At 71.5% G+C, this 18,913-nt stretch carries 19 protein-coding genes; 18 read left to right on the top strand and 1 reads right to left on the bottom strand.

Annotation, left to right across the window (positions count from 1 at the left end):
- Positions 1 to 264: 264 nt before the first annotated feature.
- The 5 genes from IF09_RS0122540 (at position 265) to ftsH (ending at position 8,506) form a co-directional block, all read left to right on the top strand.
- Positions 265 to 1,611, top strand: coding sequence for an ammonium transporter (locus IF09_RS0122540; protein WP_030298468.1), 1,347 nt, complete (start codon positions 265 to 267; stop codon positions 1,609 to 1,611).
- Entirely contained in the window at positions 1,608 to 1,946 is a 339-nt protein-coding gene (locus IF09_RS0122535; RefSeq protein ID WP_030298467.1) for a P-II family nitrogen regulator, read from the top strand. Before IF09_RS0122540 ends, IF09_RS0122535 begins: the two co-directional genes overlap by 4 nt.
- A 179-nt stretch (positions 1,947 to 2,125) precedes the next feature.
- The gene (locus IF09_RS0122530; RefSeq protein ID WP_030298465.1) at positions 2,126 to 4,567 is read left to right on the top strand and encodes a [protein-PII] uridylyltransferase; all 2,442 of its coding nucleotides are present in this window, start codon (positions 2,126 to 2,128) and stop codon (positions 4,565 to 4,567) included.
- A gap of 314 nt (positions 4,568 to 4,881) precedes the next feature.
- Positions 4,882 to 6,450 (top strand): signal recognition particle protein, encoded by a 1,569-nt coding sequence (ffh, locus tag IF09_RS0122525; protein WP_030298463.1) that lies wholly within the window; start codon positions 4,882 to 4,884, stop codon positions 6,448 to 6,450.
- Between the two features lie 127 nt (positions 6,451 to 6,577).
- Entirely contained in the window at positions 6,578 to 8,506 is a 1,929-nt protein-coding gene (gene ftsH / locus IF09_RS0122520; RefSeq protein ID WP_030298461.1) for an ATP-dependent zinc metalloprotease FtsH, read from the top strand.
- A 43-nt stretch (positions 8,507 to 8,549) separates the two neighbouring features.
- Here ftsH and IF09_RS0122515 read toward each other — a convergent pair whose 3' ends face one another.
- Positions 8,550 to 9,227: a class I SAM-dependent methyltransferase gene (locus IF09_RS0122515; protein WP_030298459.1), complete on the bottom strand. Its 678-nt coding sequence runs from the start codon at positions 9,225 to 9,227 to the stop codon at positions 8,550 to 8,552.
- Between the two features lie 131 nt (positions 9,228 to 9,358).
- Here IF09_RS0122515 and proS point away from each other — a divergent pair, with 131 nt between their 5' ends.
- The 13 genes from proS (at position 9,359) to IF09_RS0122450 (ending at position 18,819) form a co-directional block, all read left to right on the top strand.
- Entirely contained in the window at positions 9,359 to 10,771 is a 1,413-nt protein-coding gene (proS, locus tag IF09_RS0122510; RefSeq protein WP_030298457.1) for a proline--tRNA ligase, read from the top strand.
- Between the two features lie 218 nt (positions 10,772 to 10,989).
- Positions 10,990 to 11,589, top strand: a complete 600-nt coding sequence (locus IF09_RS0122505; protein WP_030298455.1) for a hypothetical protein — start codon at positions 10,990 to 10,992, stop codon at positions 11,587 to 11,589.
- Positions 11,590 to 11,790: 201 nt separating this feature from the next.
- On the top strand, positions 11,791 to 12,231 hold the full coding sequence (rpsP, locus tag IF09_RS0122500) for a 30S ribosomal protein S16 (RefSeq protein WP_030298453.1): 441 nt from the start codon (positions 11,791 to 11,793) through the stop codon (positions 12,229 to 12,231).
- 2 nt (positions 12,232 to 12,233) lie between these two features.
- The gene (locus IF09_RS0122495) at positions 12,234 to 12,473 is read left to right on the top strand and encodes an RNA-binding protein (RefSeq protein ID WP_030011889.1); all 240 of its coding nucleotides are present in this window, start codon (positions 12,234 to 12,236) and stop codon (positions 12,471 to 12,473) included.
- 94 nt (positions 12,474 to 12,567) lie between these two features.
- Complete coding sequence (gene rimM / locus IF09_RS0122490; RefSeq protein WP_030298451.1) at positions 12,568 to 13,131, top strand: ribosome maturation factor RimM; 564 nt, start codon at positions 12,568 to 12,570, stop codon at positions 13,129 to 13,131.
- Entirely contained in the window at positions 13,131 to 13,952 is an 822-nt protein-coding gene (trmD, locus tag IF09_RS0122485; RefSeq protein ID WP_030298450.1) for a tRNA (guanosine(37)-N1)-methyltransferase TrmD, read from the top strand. Before rimM ends, trmD begins: the two co-directional genes overlap by 1 nt.
- A gap of 133 nt (positions 13,953 to 14,085) precedes the next feature.
- Entirely contained in the window at positions 14,086 to 14,436 is a 351-nt protein-coding gene (gene rplS / locus IF09_RS0122480) for a 50S ribosomal protein L19 (protein WP_008737520.1), read from the top strand.
- A gap of 44 nt (positions 14,437 to 14,480) precedes the next feature.
- Positions 14,481 to 15,242 (top strand): signal peptidase I, encoded by a 762-nt coding sequence (gene lepB / locus IF09_RS0122475; RefSeq protein ID WP_030298447.1) that lies wholly within the window; start codon positions 14,481 to 14,483, stop codon positions 15,240 to 15,242.
- A complete protein-coding gene (gene lepB, locus IF09_RS0122470; RefSeq protein WP_030298445.1) occupies positions 15,235 to 16,098 on the top strand; it encodes a signal peptidase I in 864 nt (287 codons plus the stop codon). Before lepB (IF09_RS0122475) ends, lepB (IF09_RS0122470) begins: the two co-directional genes overlap by 8 nt.
- A 113-nt stretch (positions 16,099 to 16,211) precedes the next feature.
- Positions 16,212 to 17,105: a signal peptidase I gene (lepB, locus tag IF09_RS0122465; protein ID WP_030298443.1), complete on the top strand. Its 894-nt coding sequence runs from the start codon at positions 16,212 to 16,214 to the stop codon at positions 17,103 to 17,105.
- A 44-nt stretch (positions 17,106 to 17,149) separates the two neighbouring features.
- Positions 17,150 to 17,959, top strand: coding sequence for a signal peptidase I (lepB, locus tag IF09_RS0122460; protein WP_037635701.1), 810 nt, complete (start codon positions 17,150 to 17,152; stop codon positions 17,957 to 17,959).
- Positions 17,949 to 18,455, top strand: coding sequence for an NUDIX hydrolase (locus tag IF09_RS0122455; protein ID WP_030298439.1), 507 nt, complete (start codon positions 17,949 to 17,951; stop codon positions 18,453 to 18,455). Before lepB (IF09_RS0122460) ends, IF09_RS0122455 begins: the two co-directional genes overlap by 11 nt.
- A gap of 55 nt (positions 18,456 to 18,510) precedes the next feature.
- Positions 18,511 to 18,819 (top strand): DUF2469 domain-containing protein, encoded by a 309-nt coding sequence (locus IF09_RS0122450; protein ID WP_006139554.1) that lies wholly within the window; start codon positions 18,511 to 18,513, stop codon positions 18,817 to 18,819.
- Positions 18,820 to 18,913: the final 94 nt, after the last annotated feature.

Here is an 18,913-nt window from a genome sequence, read left to right as displayed (position 1 = left end):
CGCTCCCGCGGACGTGGTTGCTCGCCGTCGTGGTTCCTCGATTGACGGCTGCGGCCGCCCGTCGCAGTTCATCACCCCGTAACAGCCCGGACGCCTTCGTCATCGGCGCGAAACACCGAGCGGCGCCGCCGGAAACCGGCCTGCGCGAATCTCAGGGTCAATAACCGGCCAGCCCCCAGGCCCCACCCCCCGGCCTTACGCCTTGCGCCGCTCAGGTTTTCACGATCGCCCGCACGCGAACGTACCGACGACGAGGAGACGCCGATGGCATCAGCCATCACGACCCTCGCCGCAGACGCCCCGACGCTGTCTGCTGCGAACACCGGGTTCATGCTCATCTGCTCCGCCCTGGTCATGCTCATGACCCCGGGACTCGCCTTCTTCTACGGAGGCATGGTCCGCGTCAAGAGCAGCCTCAACATGCTGATGATGAGCTTCATCAGCCTCGGGATCGTCACGATCCTCTGGGTCCTCTACGGCTTCAGCCTCGCCTTCGGCACGGACTCCGGCAGCCTCATCGGCTGGTCCTCCGACTACGTCGGCCTCAGCGGCATCGGCATCACCGAGCTGTGGGACGGGTACACCATCCCGGTCTACGTCTTCGCCGTCTTCCAGCTGATGTTCGCCGTCATCACCCCCGCCCTGATCAGCGGCGCCCTGGCCGACCGCGTGAAGTTCAGCGCCTGGGCCCTGTTCACCGCCCTGTGGGTCACCGTCGTCTACTTCCCCGTCGCCCACTGGGTCTGGGGCGCCGGCGGCTGGCTCTTCGAGCTCGGCGTGATCGACTTCGCGGGCGGCACCGCCGTCCACATCAACGCAGGCGCCGCGGCCCTCGGCGTCATCCTGGTCATCGGCAAGCGCGTCGGCTTCAAGAAGGACCCCATGCGCCCGCACAGCCTCCCGCTCGTGATGCTCGGCGCCGGTCTGCTCTGGTTCGGCTGGTTCGGCTTCAACGCCGGATCCTGGCTCGGCAACGACGACGGCGTGGGCGCGGTCATGTTCGTCAACACCCAGGTCGCCACCGCCGCCGCCATGCTCGCCTGGCTCGGCTACGAGAAGCTGCGCCACGGCTCCTTCACCACCCTCGGCGCCGCCTCCGGCGCGGTCGCGGGCCTGGTCGCCATCACCCCCTCCGGCGGTTCCTGCTCCCCGCTCGGCGCGATCGCCATCGGCGCCATCGCCGGTGTCGTCTGCGCCATGGCCGTCGGCCTCAAGTACAAGTTCAACTTCGACGACTCCCTCGACGTGGTCGGCGTCCACCTCGTCGGCGGTGTGATCGGCTCGCTGCTCGTCGGCTTCTTCGCCACCGGCGGGGTCCAGTCCGACGCGGCCGGCCTCTTCTACGGCGGCGGCCTGGAGCAGCTCGGCAAGCAGGCCATCGGGGTCTTCTCGGTCCTCGCCTACTCTCTCGTCGTGTCCGCGGTCCTCGCCTTCCTCCTCGACAAGACGATCGGGATGCGGGTCACCGAGGACGACGAGGTCTCCGGCATCGACCAGGTCGAGCACGCCGAGACCGCCTACGACTTCAGCGGAGCCGGCGGCGGCGCCTCCTCCCGGAGCACCGCCACCCCCGTCCCCGTTGCCGCCGCGAGCAAGAAGGTTGACGCATGAAGCTGATCACCGCGATCGTCAAGCCGCACCGGCTGGATGAGATCAAGGACGCCCTCCAGCGCTTCGGAGTCCAGGGGCTCACCGTCTCCGAGGCCAGCGGCTACGGCCGCCAGCGCGGCCACACCGAGGTCTACCGCGGCGCCGAGTACACCGTGGACCTCGTACCGAAGATCCGCATCGAGGTGGTCGTCGAGGACGACGACGCCGAAGCGGTGATGGAGGTCCTCGTCAAGAGCGCCCGCACCGGCAAGATCGGTGACGGCAAGGTGTGGAGCGTCCCCGTGGACTCGGTCATCCGGGTCCGCACCGGCGAGCGCGGCGCTGAAGCGCTGTAGGACCTGTCCGGCCGGTCCGGCCGGATGAGCGAGCGGGGCCTGGTGCGTGCGCTCGCAAGGCGGAGGAGGGAATCGACGCGGAGCGTCGGTGACCGACGACAACGCGGCGAGCGTGCGCACCAGGGCACGCGAGCCTGGCACGACCGACCGGACAGGTCCTAACTGACGGGAGCTCCTGGGTGACGAGCGTCAAGCAGACCACGACGGGTGATTCCGGCGATCCGTCCGGCTCGGGACCCAGCGCGTACGCCGCGGCCCGGCTGCGACTCCTCCAGGAGGAGTCGCGGTCCGGGCCTTCGCGGCGTTCCGCGCTGGCCGGGCTGACCGACGACTGGCTGAACGCCCTGTTCACCACGGCCCAGCGGGAGACCGGAGTGCGCGGCGCCACCCTCGTCGCCGTCGGCGGCTACGGCCGCGCCGAACTCTCCCCCCGCAGCGACCTCGACCTGCTGCTGCTCCACGACGGCAAGGCCGAGCCGCGGGCGCTCGGCGCGCTGGCCGACCGGATCTGGTACCCCGTGTGGGACCTGGGCGTGGCCCTCGACCACTCGGTGCGGACCCCGGCCGAGGCGCGCAGGACCGCCGCCGAGGACCTCAAGGTGCACCTGGGGCTGCTGGACGCCCGGCCGGTCGCGGGCGACGTCGGCCTGCTCGCGGGCCTGCGCACCTCCGTACTGGCCGACTGGCGCAACCAGGCCGCCAAGCGGCTCCCGCAGCTGCACTCCCTGTGCCGGGAGCGGGCCGAGCGGTCCGGGGAGCTCCGCTTCCTGCTGGAACCCGACCTCAAGGAGGCCCGCGGCGGGCTCCGCGACGCCACCGCACTGCGGGCGGTCGCCGCGTCCTGGCTGGCCGACGCCCCGCGCGAGGGGCTGGCCGAGGCCCGGCGGCGGCTGCTGGACGCGCGGGACGCGCTGCACCTGGTGACGGGCCGGGCGACCGACCGGCTCGCGCTCCAGGAGCAGGACCAGGTCGCCGCCCAGCTGGGCCTGCTCGACGCGGACGCGCTGCTGCGCGAGGTGTACGAGGCCGCTCGGGTCGTCGCGTACGCGGGGGACGTGACCTGGCGCGAGGTCGGGCGGGTCCTGCGGGCCCGGGCGGCCCGGCCGAGGCTGCGCGGGCTGCTGGGGACGCGGGGGGCCGCGGCAGCCGAGCGGGCGCCGCTCGCCGAGGGGGTCGTGGAGTCCGACGGCGAGGCCGTGCTCGCCCTGGCGGCCCGGCCCGACCGGGACCCGGTGCTGGCACTGCGGTTCGGGGCCGCGGCCGCGCAGGCGGGACTCCCGGTGTCGCTGCACGCCGTACGCCGGCTCGCGGCCCAGGCGAAGCCGCTGCCCGTGCCGTGGCCCGCGGAGGCACGGGAGCAGCTGCTCACCCTGCTGGGGGCGGGGGAGCCGACGGTGGCGGTCTGGGAGGCCCTGGAGGCCGAGGGGCTGATCACGCGGCTGCTGCCCGACTGGGAACGGGTGCGGTGCCGTCCGCAGCGCAATCCCGTGCACACCTGGACGGTGGACCGGCACCTGGTCGAGACGGCGGTGCGCGCCTCGGCCCTGACCCGCCGGGTGAGCCGTCCGGACCTGCTGCTCATGGCCGCCCTGCTGCACGACATCGGCAAGGGCTGGCCGGGGGACCACTCGGTGGCGGGCGAGACGATCGCCCGCGACGTGGCCGTCCGGGTGGGCTTCGACGCGGACGACGCCGCCGTGCTGGGGGTGCTCGTACGGCACCACCTGCTGCTGATCGACACCGCGACGCGGCGCGACCTGGACGACCCGGCGACGGTCCGGTCGGTCGCGGAGGCCGTGGGGTCGCTCGGGACGCTGGAGGTCCTGCACGCGCTGACCGAGGCGGACGCCCTGGCCACGGGGCCTGCGGCGTGGAGCACGTGGCGGGGCTCGCTGGTGGCGGACCTGGTGGCGCGGGTCGCCTCGGTGCTGGGCGGGGCTGCGCCCGTCACGGCGGACCTGGCCATCCCGACGACGGAGCAGGAACGCCTCGCGGTGGAGGCGCTGCGCACCCGGGAGCCGGTGCTGGCGCTGCACGCGCGCCAGGAGGAGGACGACGCGGTCGGGGTCGAACTGGTGGTGGCGGTCCCGGACCAGCCGGGGGTCCTCCCGGCGGTGGCCGGTGTACTGGCCCTGCACCGGCTCACGGTCCGCGCCGCGGACCTGCGCTCGCTGGAGCTGCCGGATCTGGCGGGCGAGGTACTGGTGCTGCGCTGGCGGGTGGCCGCCGAGTACGGCTCGCTACCGGAGGTGTCCCGCCTGCGCACGGACCTGATCCGGGCGCTGGACGGCTCGCTGGACGTCCCGGCGAAGCTGGCGGACCGCGAGGCGGCGTACCCGCGGCGTCGCGGGGTGGTCCCGCCGCCCCCGCGGGTGACGGTGGTCCCGGACGTCTCGTCCCTGGCCACGGTCCTGGAGGTCCGGGCCCCGGACGCGGTGGGTCTGCTGCACCGGATCGGGCGCGCGCTGGAATCCTCCGGGGTGCGGGTCCGCAGCGCCCACGTCTCGACCCTCGGCGCCAACGCGGTGGATTCCCTGTACGTCGTCGACCCCGACGGCAAACCGCTGCCGCCGCCCGCGGCCGCGTCCCTGGCCACCACCCTGGAGGCCGCCCTCCAGTGACCCACACGCCGGGCGGGGCCGGATGGCGCTGCGCGCCATCCGGCACGCGCAGGGCAGATCCAGCCCGGCCGGCGTGTGAGGACCGGGTCCGGGCGGAGCCGGGGAAACGGAGGAAGGGCGGGGCGGGGAGAGAGCCCCGCGCGCAGCGGCGACCCCCGGCCCCGGTTCCGGGCCGGGAGGCGGGCCGGCGGCCGGACGGAGCGCGGGGCGCTGGGCGGAGCACGGCGCCGAAACGGGCGGGTCCCCGGACAGGGGGAGGGGCGGATACCCTGGGGGGCGACCACACGCCCCCGACCCGAGGAATCGCGACCACCGTGTTCGATACGCTTTCCGACCGCCTCAGCGCGACCTTCAAGTCCCTCCGGGGCAAGGGCCGCCTCTCCGAGCAGGACATCGACGCTGCGGCGCGGGAAATCCGTATCGCCCTCCTCGAGGCCGACGTCGCCCTCCCCGTCGTCCGCTCCTTCATCGCGAACGTCAAGGAGCGCGCCCGCGGCGAAGAGGTCTCCAAGGCCCTGAACCCGGGCCAGCAGGTCCTCAAGATCGTCAACGACGAGCTCGTCTCGATCCTCGGCGGCGAGACCCGGCGCCTGCGCTTCGCCAAGACCGCGCCCACCGTGATCATGCTCGCCGGTCTCCAGGGTGCGGGTAAGACGACCCTCGCCGGAAAGCTCGGCCTCTGGCTCAAGGGCCAGGGCCACTCCCCGCTGCTCGTGGCCTGCGACCTCCAGCGCCCCAACGCCGTCAACCAGCTCAGCGTCGTCGCCGAGCGCGCCGGCGTCGCGGTCTACGCGCCCGCCCCCGGCAACGGCATCGGCGACCCGGTGCAGGTGGCCAAGGACTCCATCGAGTACGCCCGCACCAAGCAGTACGACATCGTCATCGTCGACACCGCCGGCCGCCTGGGCATCGACTCGGAGCTGATGCAGCAGGCCGCGGACATCCGCGACGCCGTCAGCCCCGACGAGATCCTCTTCGTCGTCGACGCCATGATCGGCCAGGACGCGGTCAACACCGCCGAGGCCTTCCGTGACGGCGTCGGCTTCGACGGCGTCGTGCTCTCCAAGCTCGACGGCGACGCCCGAGGCGGTGCCGCGCTCTCCATCGCGCACGTCACCGGCAAGCAGATCATGTTCGCCTCGAACGGCGAGAAGCTCGACGAGTTCGACGCGTTCCACCCGGACCGCATGGCGGGCCGGATCCTCGACATGGGTGACATGCTCACCCTCATCGAGCAGGCCGAGAAGACCTTCAGCCAGGCCGAGGCCGAGAAGATGGCGGCCAAGCTCCAGAAGGGGCCGAAGGAGTTCACGCTCGACGACTTCCTGGCCCAGATGGAGCAGGTCCGGAAGATGGGCTCCATCTCCAAGCTGCTCGGCATGCTCCCCGGCATGGGCCAGATCAAGGACCAGATCAACAACATCGACGAGCGTGACGTCGACCGCACGGCCGCGATCATCAAGTCGATGACCCCGGCCGAGCGCCACGACCCGCACATCATCAACGGCTCGCGCCGCGCCCGTATCGCCAAGGGCTCCGGCGTCGAGGTCAGCGCCGTCAAGAACCTCGTCGAGCGCTTCTTCGAGGCCCGCAAGATGATGTCCCGCATGGCCCAGGGCGGCGGGATGCCCGGCATGCCCGGCATCCCGGGCATGGGCGGCGGCCCCGGCCGGCAGAAGAAGCAGGTCAAGCAGGCCAAGGGCAAGCGCAAGAGCGGCAACCCGATGAAGCGCAAGGAAGAGGAGGCAGCGGCAGCTGCCCGCCGCGAGCAGGGCCCGCAGACCGCCCCGCCCGCCACCGGCAGCCCGTTCGGCCTTCCCGCCGCGGGCCAGTCCGGCCAGGACTTCGACCTCCCGGACGAGTTCAAGAAGTTCATGAAGTAACCGCGTCCGTGCGCGAACGGGCCCTGGCCGGAGCTTCCGGCCAGGGCCCGTTCGCGTACGCTCCGCGGGCGCAATGGTGCGTCATATCCCTTATGGTCGGCCACGAGGACGGCAGTAAGGAGGCCACGTGCCCAGCCCCACCCCCGTACCGCCTCGCGAGCGCGCCGACACGCCCTGGCGCTCCGAGGGCGCGCCGCCCGCACCGCCGCCCAAGAGGAAGATGCCCGGGGGCTGGCGCGGGCTGATCCTCGCCGCCCTGATCGTCTTCCTGATCACCAACGTGGTCCTGTCGTTCTTCAACGAGGGCGACGAGCCGACCGTCTCGTACACGGAGTTCAGCAAGCAGGTCGCCGACGGCAACGTCTCGAAGATCTACTCCAAGGGCGACGCCATCCAGGGCGAGCTGAAGAACGAACGGCCGCTGCCCGACGGCGGCAAGGGCGACTACAAGAAGTTCGTCACCCAGCGCCCGGCCTTCGCCGACGACCAGCTGTGGACGAACCTCACCAAGCACAACGTCGTCGTCACGGCCTCCCCGGTCGTCGTGCAGCGCAGCTTCCTGGCCAATCTGCTGATCTCGCTGGCACCGATGCTGCTGCTGGTCCTCCTGTGGGTGGTCATCGCCCGGCGCATGGGCTCGGCCATGGGCGGCGTCGGCGGGCTGGGCCGCAAGCAGCCGCCCAAGCCCGTGGAGCTGGAGGGCGGCAGGCGCACCACGTTCGCCGACGTGGCCGGGATCGACGAGGTCAAGGGCGAGCTCCACGACGTCGTGGACTTCCTCAAGAACCCGCAGCAGTACCGGGCCCTGGGCGCCCGGATGCCCGGCGGGGTGCTGCTGGCCGGACCGCCCGGCACGGGCAAGACCCTGCTGGCGCGCGCGGTGGCGGGCGAGGCGGGGGTTCCGTTCTTCTCCGCCTCCGCCTCCGAGTTCATCGAGATGATCGTCGGCGTGGGCGCCTCCCGGGTCCGCGAACTCTTCTCCGAGGCGCGCAAGGTGGCCCCCTCGATCGTCTTCATCGACGAGATCGACACCATCGGCCGGGCCCGCGGCGGCGGCGCCGCCATGGGCGGCCACGACGAGCGAGAACAGACCCTCAACCAGATCCTGACCGAGATGGACGGGTTCTCCGGCTCGGAGGGCGTCGTCGTCATCGCCGCGACCAACCGGCCCGATGTCCTGGACCCCGCGCTCACCCGCCCCGGCCGCTTCGACCGCACGGTGTCGGTCTCCCCGCCCGACCGGGCCGGCCGCGAGGCCATCCTGCGGATCCACACCCGGGACATCCCGCTCGCCGCCGACGTGGACCTCGACCAGGTGGCCCGCACCACCCCCGGCATGACGGGCGCGGACCTCGCCAACCTGGCCAACGAAGCCGCCCTCCTCGCGGTGAAGCGCAAGCAGGGCCAGGTCACCCAGGCGGACTTCATGGACGCCCTCGAGAAGGTCCAGCTGGGCGCGGCCCGTGCGCTGGTCATGCCCGAGGAGGAGCGCCGCCGCACGGCCTACCACGAGAGCGGCCACGCCCTGCTGGGCATGCTCCAGCCGGGCGCCGACCCCGTCCGCAAGATCACGATCGTGCCGCGCGGCCGGGCGCTCGGCGTCACCCTCTCGACCCCCGACGCGGACCGCTACTCCTACACGGAGGACTACCTCCGCGGCCGCATCATCGGCGCGCTCGGCGGCATGGCGGCCGAGCACGTCGTGTTCGACGTCATCACCACGGGCGCGGAGAACGACCTGGAACAGGTCACCAACCTCGCCCGCGGCATGGTCGGCCGCTGGGGCATGAGCGAGCGCATCGGCCGCCTCACCGCCATCCCGGCGGACGCGCAGAGCCCGTACGGGCTCCTGGCGGCCCCCGCCACCCTGGACGCGGTGGACCACGAGATGCGGCGGATCGTCGACGAGTGCTACGTGGAGGCCTGCCGGCTGCTGCGCGAACACCGTCCGAAACTCGACGCCCTGACCGAGGCACTGCTGGCGAACGAGACCCTCGACGAACCGGCCGCCTACGAGGCCGCGGGCATCCCCCGCCTCTCCAAGGAGGCGAAGTAGCGGCGCAGGCCCCCCGCGGCCGTGCCCGCGGCTCCGATTGCGGCTACGGCACGCGGGCGATCACGTAGCGGAAGATGTTCGGCAGCCAGACGGTGCCGTCCGGCCGCTCGTACGGGTGAAGGGCCTCCGTGAGCTCCTTCTCGACCTGCGCCGGATCCGACGTGGACTCGTACAGTCCCGCCGACAGCAGCCCCCGTACCGCGCTGTCCACGTCCGCGTACCCGAAGGGGCAGAACACCCGGCCCGATCCGTCGGGCGAGAGCCCTGCCCGCGCCACCGCCGCGTCCAGGTCCTGCGGCGCGGGTCCGCCGCCCAGCACCGCGGGCACCGTGCACCGCTCCGCCGGGCCCCAGTCGGCCAGGATCACCGCCCCGCCCCGCCGGACCGCCGGCAGGGCCGCGGCCAGGGCCGCCTCGGACGGCGAGAAGGCCAGCAGCACGTCGTAGGGCCGCCCGGCGCCCGGCGGGGCCGCGATCACCTCCAGCAGCCGCTCGCGCGCCAGGGCACGGCGCGCCGGATCGGCCTCCACCCCCGTGGTGACGGCTCCCCGCCCCGCAGCCAGCAGCAGGGCCAGCCCGGACCCGCAGTCCAGGCCGAGCAGCCGGTCGCCCGGCCCGACCTCCAGCCGGTCGTAGACCGCCTCGTACAGCGGTACCAGCATCCGTTCCTGGATCTCCGCCCAGTCCCGGGCGACGAGCGTCGCCGTCGGCGTCGGTGTCATCGAAAGAGCGCTCCTGATTCCTTGTCGCCCCCTTGCCCCCGTTGCCAGAGAACTCCCCATTCGCCCCCGCGTCCAGAGGAGTGCGCCACCCGATTCACGCTCGGCGGGCCCGGCGCCGTACCATTCGCGCCATGGCAAAGGCACCCGTTCTCACCCCCCAGGCGGAGGATTTCCCCCGCTGGTACCAGGATCTGATCAACAAGGCCGAGCTGGCCGACAACGGTCCGGTACGCGGCACCATGGTCATCCGGCCGTACGGCTACGGCCTGTGGGAGCGGATGCAGCAGGAGATGGACGCGCGCATCAAGGACGCGGGCGCCCAGAACGCGTACTTCCCGCTGTTCATCCCGCAGTCGTACCTGACGCGCGAGGCCGAGCACGTCGAGGGCTTCGCCCCCGAGCTCGCCGTCGTCACGCACGGCGGCGGCAAGGAGCTGGACGAGCCGGTCGTCGTCCGGCCCACCTCCGAGACGATCATCAACGACTACTTCTCCAAGTGGGTCCAGAGCTACCGCGACCTGCCCCTGCTGATCAACCAGTGGGCCAACGTCGTCCGCTGGGAGATGCGCCCGCGCGTGTTCCTCCGTACGAGTGAGTTCCTCTGGCAGGAGGGCCACACGGCCCACGCCACGTACGAGGACGCCCGCGACTACGCCGCCCGCATCCACACGGACGTCTACGGCGACTTCATGACGAACGTGCTCGGCATCGACGTCGTGCTCGGCCGCAAGACCGCCAAGGAGCGCTTCGCCGGAGCCATCAACACCCTCACCCTCGAGGGCATGATGGGCGACGGCAAGGCGCTGCAGCTGGGCACCAGCCACGAGCTCGGCACCAACTTCGCCAAGGCCTTCAACACGCAGTACCTGTCGAAGGAAGGCAAGCAGGAGCTCGTCTGGCAGACCTCGTGGGGCGTCTCGACCCGCATGGTCGGCGGTCTGATCATGTCCCACGGTGACGACAACGGCCTCCGTGTCCCGCCGCGCCTCGCGCACGTCCAGGTCGTCGTCATGGCGATCAAGGGCGACGAGGCCGTCGCGAAGGTCCGCGAGCTCGGTGCGCAGCTGAAGGCCGCGGGCCTGCGCGTGCAGGTCGACGACCGCGTCGACACCCCGTTCGGCCGCCGCGCGGTGGACTGGGAGCTCAAGGGCGTACCTGTCCGCATCGAGATCGGCCCCCGCGACCTGGAGGCCGGCACCGCGATGCTGGCCCGCCGGATCCCGGGCGGCAAGGAGCCCGTGCAGATCGACGCGCTCGCCGACCTGCTGCCCAAGGTGCTCGACGAGGACCAGGCGCAGCTGCTGCGCGAGTCGCGCGAGCGCCGCCTGGCCCGCACCTCCGACGTCTCCACCATCGAGGAGGCCGCCGAGGCCGCCGTCGCGGGCGGCTGGGCGCGGATCCCGTGGGCCGACCTCGGCCCCGAGGGCGAAGCCAAGCTGGGCGAGCAGGCCGTGTCCGTCCGCTGCCTGATCGCCGAGGACGGGTCGGTTCCGGAGGCGGACGACGCCCCCGGTACGCTCGCGATCGTCGCGCGCTCGTACTGACCACCCCTGTCTGACCCTCGAACCCGCCCCGGCGCACGGCACGAGCCGCGCGCCGGGGCGGGTTCGTGTCGGTCTGGTCGTCGTTACGTACCGACTCCTCCTGGGATCGGCGCACCCGTCCTCGTCAGGACGCATGAGACTGAACTGACTGGTACGTGCAAAAAATTTGGAATGGCCCGGAATCGGAACACCGGGGCACCCCGGCTCGTTGTCACGACGTGAGCACGACACCACCTGTTCTCGCCGCAGAGCTGGCGCAGGCGTGGGCCGACATTCAGCGGTACCACCCCGAGCTGCCTGACCTTGCCGCGCCCGAGTCCCTGATCGGAGAGTCCTCGTCCGCCTGCGGCGCCGAGCTCTCCTTCGAGCGACTGCTGCACGAGGCAGTCCACGGCATCGCCGCCGCCCGCGGAGTGCGCGACACCTCGCGGGCGGGCCGCTACCACAACCGCAGATTCCTCGCGATCGCCGAGGAGATGGGGCTGGACCACTCCGACGAGCCGCATGCCAGCAGCGGCTTCTCGCTGGTCTCGCTCAATCCCGAGGCGAAGAAGCGCTACCGGCCCACCATGGAGCGGCTGCAGCGCGCACTGAAGGCGCACACGGCCGCGACGGCCGCCGACACCAAGCGCAGCTTCCGCGGGCCGGCCGCCCGGCACGGCTCCTCCGGTGGCGGTGTCCGCGTCAAGGCGGTCTGCGACTGCGGGCGCAACGTGCGGGTGGTCCCCTCCGTGCTGGCGCAGGCGCCGATCGTGTGCGGCGGCTGCATGAAGCCGTTCCGCATCCCCGAGGTCGCCGTCTCGGCCGCCGCCTCCTGAGCTGGTGGGCGGCCGCGTGCCTCTGATCGCAGCTCCCCGCGAGAAGCGCCGCAGGCATGTGGCACAATGGCTAGCTGTACTCGACAGTCGCATAGGACCCCTCTCTCCTCCGGCTGACGCGTCCATCGGGCACCCGAGTACCGCAACCCCACGTGGCATCTCATGTGCCCAACCACGTCAAGTTCAGGAGACACCACTCCAGTGGCAGTCAAGATCAAGCTCAAGCGCCTCGGCAAGATTCGCCAGCCGCACTACCGCATCGTCGTCGCCGACTCGCGCACCCGCCGCGATGGTCGTGCGATCGAGGAGATCGGTCTGTACCACCCGACGTACAACCCGTCGCGCATCGAGGTCAACGCCGAGCGTGCGCAGTACTGGCTGTCCGTCGGCGCCCAGCCCACCGAGGCTGTGCTCGCCATCCTGAAGCTGACCGGTGACTGGCAGGCGCACAAGGGCCTCCCGGCCCCCGCGCCGCTGCTGCAGCCGGAGACGAAGGAGAGCAAGCGCCGCTCCTTCGACGAGTTCGCCAAGGCCCTCGAGGGCATCGGCGAGACCAAGGGCGAGGCCATCACGCAGAAGGCGAAGAAGGCCGACAAGAAGGCGGACGAGGCTGAGGCCGCCGCCGAGTCGACCGAGGCCTGAGCATGCTCGAGGAGGCTCTTGAGCACCTCGTAAAGGGCATTGTGGACAACCCCGACGAAGTGCAGGTCGCCTCGCGCAACCTGCGTCGCGGGCAGGTGCTCGAGGTCCGGGTTCACCCGGACGACCTCGGGAAGGTGATCGGCCGCAACGGCCGCACCGCGCGTGCCCTGCGTACCGTCGTGGGCGCCATCGGCGGCCGGGGGATCCGCGTCGACCTCGTCGACGTGGACCAGGTCCGCTGAGACTTGGTTCATTGAGAACGTGAATCACCGGCACGGGCCGGGGAGGGCATTCGTGCCCACCCCGGCCCGTCGTCGTCTGAACAGGAGAGAGACAGTGGAGCTGGTTGTTGCGCGGATCGGCCGCGCCCACGGGATCAAGGGTGAGGTCACCGTCGAGGTGCGGACCGACGAGCCGGAGCTGCGGCTCTCGCCCGGTGCCGTTCTGCGGACCGAGCCGGCGACGGCGGGTCCGCTGACCATCGAGACGGGCCGCGTGCACAGCGGGAGGCTGCTGCTCCGCTTCGCCGGTGTCAAGGACCGCACCGGCGCCGAGGCGCTGCGCAACATCCTGCTCATCGCCGAGGTGGACCCGGCGGAGCTCCCCGAGGAAGAAGACGAGTACTACGACCACCAGCTGATGGACCTGGACGTGGTGCTGGAGGACGGTACCGAGATCGGCCGGATCACCGAGATCTCCCACCTGCCCTCGCAGGACCTCTTCATCGTCGAGCGCCCCGACGGCACCGAGGTGATGATCCCCTTCGTCGAGGAGATCGTCGCCGAGATCGACCTCGAGGAGCAGCGCTGTGTCATCACCCCGCCGCCCGGACTGATCGACGACCGCGCCGAAATCGTCTCCGCGCGCGACAACGGGGCCGAGGCCGGGGAAGAAGCCTGATGCGCCTCGACGTCGTCACGATCTTCCCCGAGTACCTGGAGCCGCTGAACGTCTCCCTCGTCGGCAAGGCGCGGGCCCGCGGGCAGCTCGACGTACACGTCCACGACCTGCGGGACTGGACGTACGACCGGCACAACACCGTCGACGACACCCCGTACGGCGGCGGTCCCGGCATGGTCATGAAGACCGAGCCGTGGGGCGAGGCCCTCGACGAGGCGCTGGCCGACGGGTACGAGTCCGGTGCGCGCGGGCCGGTCATGGTCGTCCCCACTCCCAGCGGCCGCCCGTTCACCCAGGAACTGGCCGTCGAGCTCTCCGAGCGGCCCTGGCTGATCTTCACGCCGGCCCGGTACGAGGGCATCGACCGCCGGGTCATGGACGAGTACGCCACGCGGATGCCGGTCTACGAGGTCTCCATCGGCGACTACGTGCTGGCGGGCGGCGAGGCAGCCGTCCTGGTGGTCACCGAGGCCGTGGCCCGACTGCTCCCCGGGGTGCTCGGCAACGCCGAATCGCACCGCGACGACTCCTTCGCGCCCGGCGAGATGGAGAACCTGCTGGAGGGGCCGGTCTACACGAAGCCCCCGCAGTGGCGCGGCCGGGGCATCCCCGACGTGCTGCTCAGCGGCCACCACGGGAAGATCGCCCGCTGGCGCCGGGACGAGGCGTTCCGCAGGACCGCGCAGAACCGCCCCGACCTGATCGAGCGCTGCGAGGCCTCCGCCTTCGACAAGAAGGACCGCGAGACACTGAGCATCCTGGGCTGGCGGCCGGACGCCGACGGCCGATTTTGGCGTAGGCCGCAGGCCGTGGAAGAATAGGCGGCTGCTGTGTGCTCGCGAGCGCCCCTGCCACAGGGGGACAGTCGTCCGCCGAGTGACCCGGCTCCCGAATTCTCTACGGAAATCCGCACCGGCGGCCTGTGGCGTCGTGCGAAGAAAGCAGACGAAGAACATGTCTCACCTGCTCGATGGCGTCAACGCCGCCTCGATCCGCTCCGACGTCCCGGCCTTCCGCCCGGGTGACACGATCAACGTGCACGTCCGCGTCATCGAGGGCAACCGCTCCCGTATCCAGCAGTTCAAGGGCGTTGTCATCCGTCGCCAGGGCTCTGGCGTCTCCGAGACCTTCACCGTTCGCAAGGTCTCCTTCAGCGTCGGCGTGGAGCGCACCTTCCCGGTGAACTCCCCGATCTTCGAGAAGATCGAGCTCGTCACCCGCGGTGACGTGCGTCGCGCCAAGCTGTACTTCCTCCGTGAGCTCCGCGGCAAGGCCGCGAAGATCAAGGAGAAGCGCGACCGCTGATCTCCTCTCCGGGTCCCCGGGGCGGCCGGATAGGCTCGCCACCGATGGACACCGAAGCAGAGCTCACACAGCGCGGCCACTCCTCCCCCGAAACGGGGGAGGGGCGGCCGCGTTTTGCGTGGCGGGGGCGCCGTGCGCGTCCCGGGTGGCGCGCTTTCCTGACCTGGCCGCGGGCCGGGGTGCTCGGCGTGCTCTGCACGACGTTCCTGCTGCTGATCAGCAACTTCGTCGTGCAGCCGTTCCTGATCCCGAGCCGGTCGATGGAGCCGACGCTCCAGGTCGGGGACCGGGTGCTGGTCAACAAGCTGGCGTACCGTTTCGGCGACCGGCCGAAGCGAGGGGACGTGGTGGTTTTCGACGGCACGGGTTCTTTCGTTCAGGAGCGCGCCGATGGCAACCCGATCGGCGAGGCCCTGCACGGCGCGGCCTCCGCACTCGGGATCGGCGAGCCGTCCGAGACCGACTTCGTGAAGCGGGTCGTGGGCGTCGGCGGCGACGACGTGGTGTGCTGCGACGCAGGCGGGCGGATCAAGGTGAACGGCGTCCCGCTGCAGGAGCCGTACCTGTATCCCGGCGAGACGCCCTCGAGGGTGCCCTTCCGGATCGTCGTGCCCCTTGGGACCCTGTGGGTCATGGGTGATCATCGTTCCCAGTCCCGGGACTCCCGGGACCACCTGGGGGAGCCGGGCGGGGGGATGGTGCCGGTGGAGAAGGTGATCGGACGGGCCGACTGGATCGGCTGGCCGGTTTCGCGCTGGGGATCGCCGCCTGCGGCGACACCGTCCTCCGGCGGCGGTCATGGGTAGCCGGGGGCGCCCCAGAGGCGGCCGGGTCCCCGAGCCGGAGCCGGATCCGGAGCCCGAGCCGGTCCCCGCGGCGGCCGGGGGCGGCGGCCGAGCCGAACGGCGCCGGCTGGCCCGCCGGGTCAAGCGGCGCAGACGGACCCGCCGGGTGGGCGAGGTGCCGGTGCTGATCATCGTGGCGCTGTGCATAGCGCTCGTCCTCAAGACCTTCCTCGTGCAGGCCTTCTTCATCCCGTCCGGGTCCATGGAGCAGACGATCCGGATCGGGGACCGGGTGCTGGTCGACAAGCTGACCCCGTGGTTCGGCTCCAAGGTCGAGCGCGGCGACGTCGTGGTCTTCAAGGACCCCGGCGGGTGGCTCAAGGGCGAAGCCGCGCTCCCGCCCGAGGACCCGGTCGGCGTCAAGCAGATCAAGGAGACGCTGACCTTCATCGGCCTGCTGCCGTCCGCCGACGAACAGGACCTGATCAAGCGGGTCATCGGCGTCGGCGGCGACACCGTCGTGTGCTGCGACGCCAAGGGACGCGTCACCGTCAACGGCGCGGCGCTCGATGAGCCGTACGTGAGCCCGGGCAACGCCCCGTCCGAAATCAGGTTCGAGGTGCAGGTGCCCCCGGGGCGGCTCTTCGTCATGGGCGATCACCGGGCGAATTCCGCCGACTCCCGCTACCACCTCGACGAGGCCTTCGACGGCACCATCGGCGAGGAGGGCGTCGTGGGGCGGGCCGTCGTCATCGCGTGGCCGTTCGACCACTGGCGCAAGCTCGAACAGCCCGCGACCTTCCGCTCGGTGCCCGATCCGGCACCGAGCGGGCGACGCGGCCGCCGGGGGCGCCGTCGTCCGCCGCCGTTCGCATAGTGTGTCCTCGGTCTCCCGCGCCTTAGGGAACTCCCGCTCGTTAAGGGAGGGGAGGGCCCGTCACCGATTCGGCGCGGGCGGCGACTTGCGAGTGAGGAGTGGATGTGGGGGATGTGGCAGTAGGCGCGCGATCCGGACGCGACGAAGGCGAGGAGCGGCCGGACGAAGCCGAGCGCGAGGCCGAGGACGGTGGTGCCGAGGCGCGCCCGCACCGCTCGTTCTGGAAGGAGCTCCCGCTCCTCATCGGCATCGCCCTGCTGCTGGCCCTGCTGATCAAGACCTTCCTGGTGCAGGCGTTCTCGATCCCGTCCGACTCGATGCAGAACACCCTGCAGCGCGGCGACCGGGTGCTCGTCGACAAGCTGACCCCGTGGTTCGGTTCCGAGCCCGAGCGCGGGGAGGTCGTGGTCTTCCACGACCCCGCGAGCTGGCTGGCCGGCGAGCCCACCCCGGAGCCCAACTTCGCGCAGCAGGTCCTCAGCAAGATCGGCCTGATGCCGGACGCGGCCGAGAAGGACCTGATCAAGCGGACCATCGCCATCGGCGGTGACACGGTCGAGTGCAAGAAGGGGGGGCCGGTAGTCGTCAACGGCAAGGCGCTGGACGAGCCGTACATCTACCCCGGCAACAGCGCGTGCGACGATGCCCCGTTCGGCCCGCTCACCGTGCCCAAGGGCAAGATCTGGGTGATGGGCGACCACCGGCAGAACTCGCAGGACTCCCGCTACCACATGCAGGACTCCACCCAGGGCTTCGTACCGGTCGACAAGGTCGTCGGGCGGGCCGTGGTGGTGGCGTGGCCGATCACCCGCTGGGCGACCCTGCCCATCCCGGACACGTTCGACCAGCCGGGCATCGGGAACCAGACCAAGGCGACCGCGCTGGGTCTCGGGGCCGCCGGTCTCGCGCCGGTCGGGCTCGGCCCGGCCGCGCTGGGCCTCGTCGGTGCGGTTCCCGTCGTGATGTGGCGCCGGCGGAGGCTGACCAGCGGGACTACCGGCAGGTAGGGTGCCGCCCAGGTCGTCGATCCCGGAAGTGTGGGGGCGCTGCAATGGGCGGAACGCAGGAAAGCGGTACCGAAGGAATACGCGGTGGCAAGGACGGCCGCGGCGGTCTCGGCCATGTGCTGTCGGGAGTCGCCGTGGCCGTCGGCTTTGTGCTCTTCCTGGGCGCCTTCGTGTGGGGGGCGCTCGTCTACCAGCCGTACACGGTGCCGACCGACTCGATGATGCCGACGGTGAACCCGGGCGACCGGGTGCTCGCACAGCGGATCGACGGCGGTGAGGTGCGGCGCGGAGACGTGGTCGTGTTCACTGATTCCATGTGGAGTGACTCGCCCATGGTCAAGCGGGTCGTCGGCATCGGCGGCGACACCGTGAAGTGCTGCGGCGAGGGCGGGCGGCTCACGGTGAACGGCAAGGAGCTCGACGAGCCCTACATCGAGCACACCAAGCCAGAGGCGGGCGCTGCCGCGGGCACGGGCACCGGCACCGGCTTGGGCGTGGCCTCCGACACGCCGTTCGAGGTGACCGTGCCCGAGGGCAACCTCTTCCTGCTGGGCGACCGGCGGTCCGCCTCGCTCGACTCCCGCGCCCACCTCCAGGAGGCCGGCCAGGGCACCGTGGCCCGCTCGGCGGTCCACGCCCGGGTCGACGCCCTCGCCTGGCCCTCGATGACGATGCTCGAGCGGCCCGGCACGTACGCCTCGCTGCCCGGCGGAACCTCGCAGCCGGGGCCGCTGCGCCTCCAGCTGGCCGCGGTGCTGGCCGGAGCCGCCCTGGTGGTGCTGGGGGCCGCGTACGGACCCGTCGTACGGGTCCTGGGGCGCGGGCGGCGGCGGGAGCCGGCCGGTGCCCGCTGACGCGGCCGCCGGACACGGCCCCCGCAAGGTGTCACGGGTGATCCTGCTGGACCCCGCGGACCGGATCCTGCTGCTGCACGGCTTCGAGCCGGACGACCCGGCCGACCAGTGGTGGTTCACCCCGGGCGGCGGGCTCGAGGGCGCCGAGACCCGGGAGCAGGCCGCGCTGCGGGAGCTCGCCGAGGAGACCGGCATCACCGAGGTGGAACTGGGGCCGGTGCTGTGGCACCGGTACTGCTCCTTCCCGTTCGACGGGCGGCGCTGGGAGCAGGACGAGTGGTACTACCTGGCCCGGACCGCCCAGACGCGGACCGAAATGGGCGGGCTCACCGAGCTGGAGCGGCGCAGCGTCGCCGGTGCCAGGTGGTGGACCTCCGAGGAACTTCTCGCGGCCCATGAGACGGTGTACCCGACCAGACTCGCCGAGCTGCTCCGTACGCTGCTCGACGACGGTCCTCCGGGTGCGCCGGTGGCCCTGGCCCCGGAAATCGTTTAGGGGCGCACGGGCCTGGCGCACAATAGGGGGACGCACGGCTGAAGGGGAACATGCCATGAGCGCCGAGGACCTCGAGAAGTACGAGACCGAGATGGAGCTGAAGCTCTATCGCGAGTACCGCGACGTCGTCGGGCTGTTCAAGTACGTGATCGAGACCGAACGTCGGTTCTACCTCACGAACGACTACGAGATGCAGGTGCACTCGGTCCAGGGGGAGGTGTTCTTCGAGGTCACGATGGCCGACGCCTGGGTGTGGGACATGTACCGGCCTGCGCGTTTCGTCAAGCAGGTGCGGGTGCTGACCTTCAAGGACGTGAACATCGAGGAGCTCAACAAGAGCGACCTCGAACTGCCCGGCAGCTGATTCCCCTCACCCGGGAGGGTGACGGGGTTGTCCACAACGGCCGGGTTGTCCACCAAGATCCACAAGGTGGGCGGGGGCGCGGGACCGTCGGTGC

It is taken from the genome of Streptomyces katrae, assembly GCF_000717655.1.
Lineage (GTDB): Bacteria > Actinomycetota > Actinomycetes > Streptomycetales > Streptomycetaceae > Streptomyces > Streptomyces katrae_B.
This window is presented reverse-complemented; position numbering and strand designations above follow the sequence as displayed.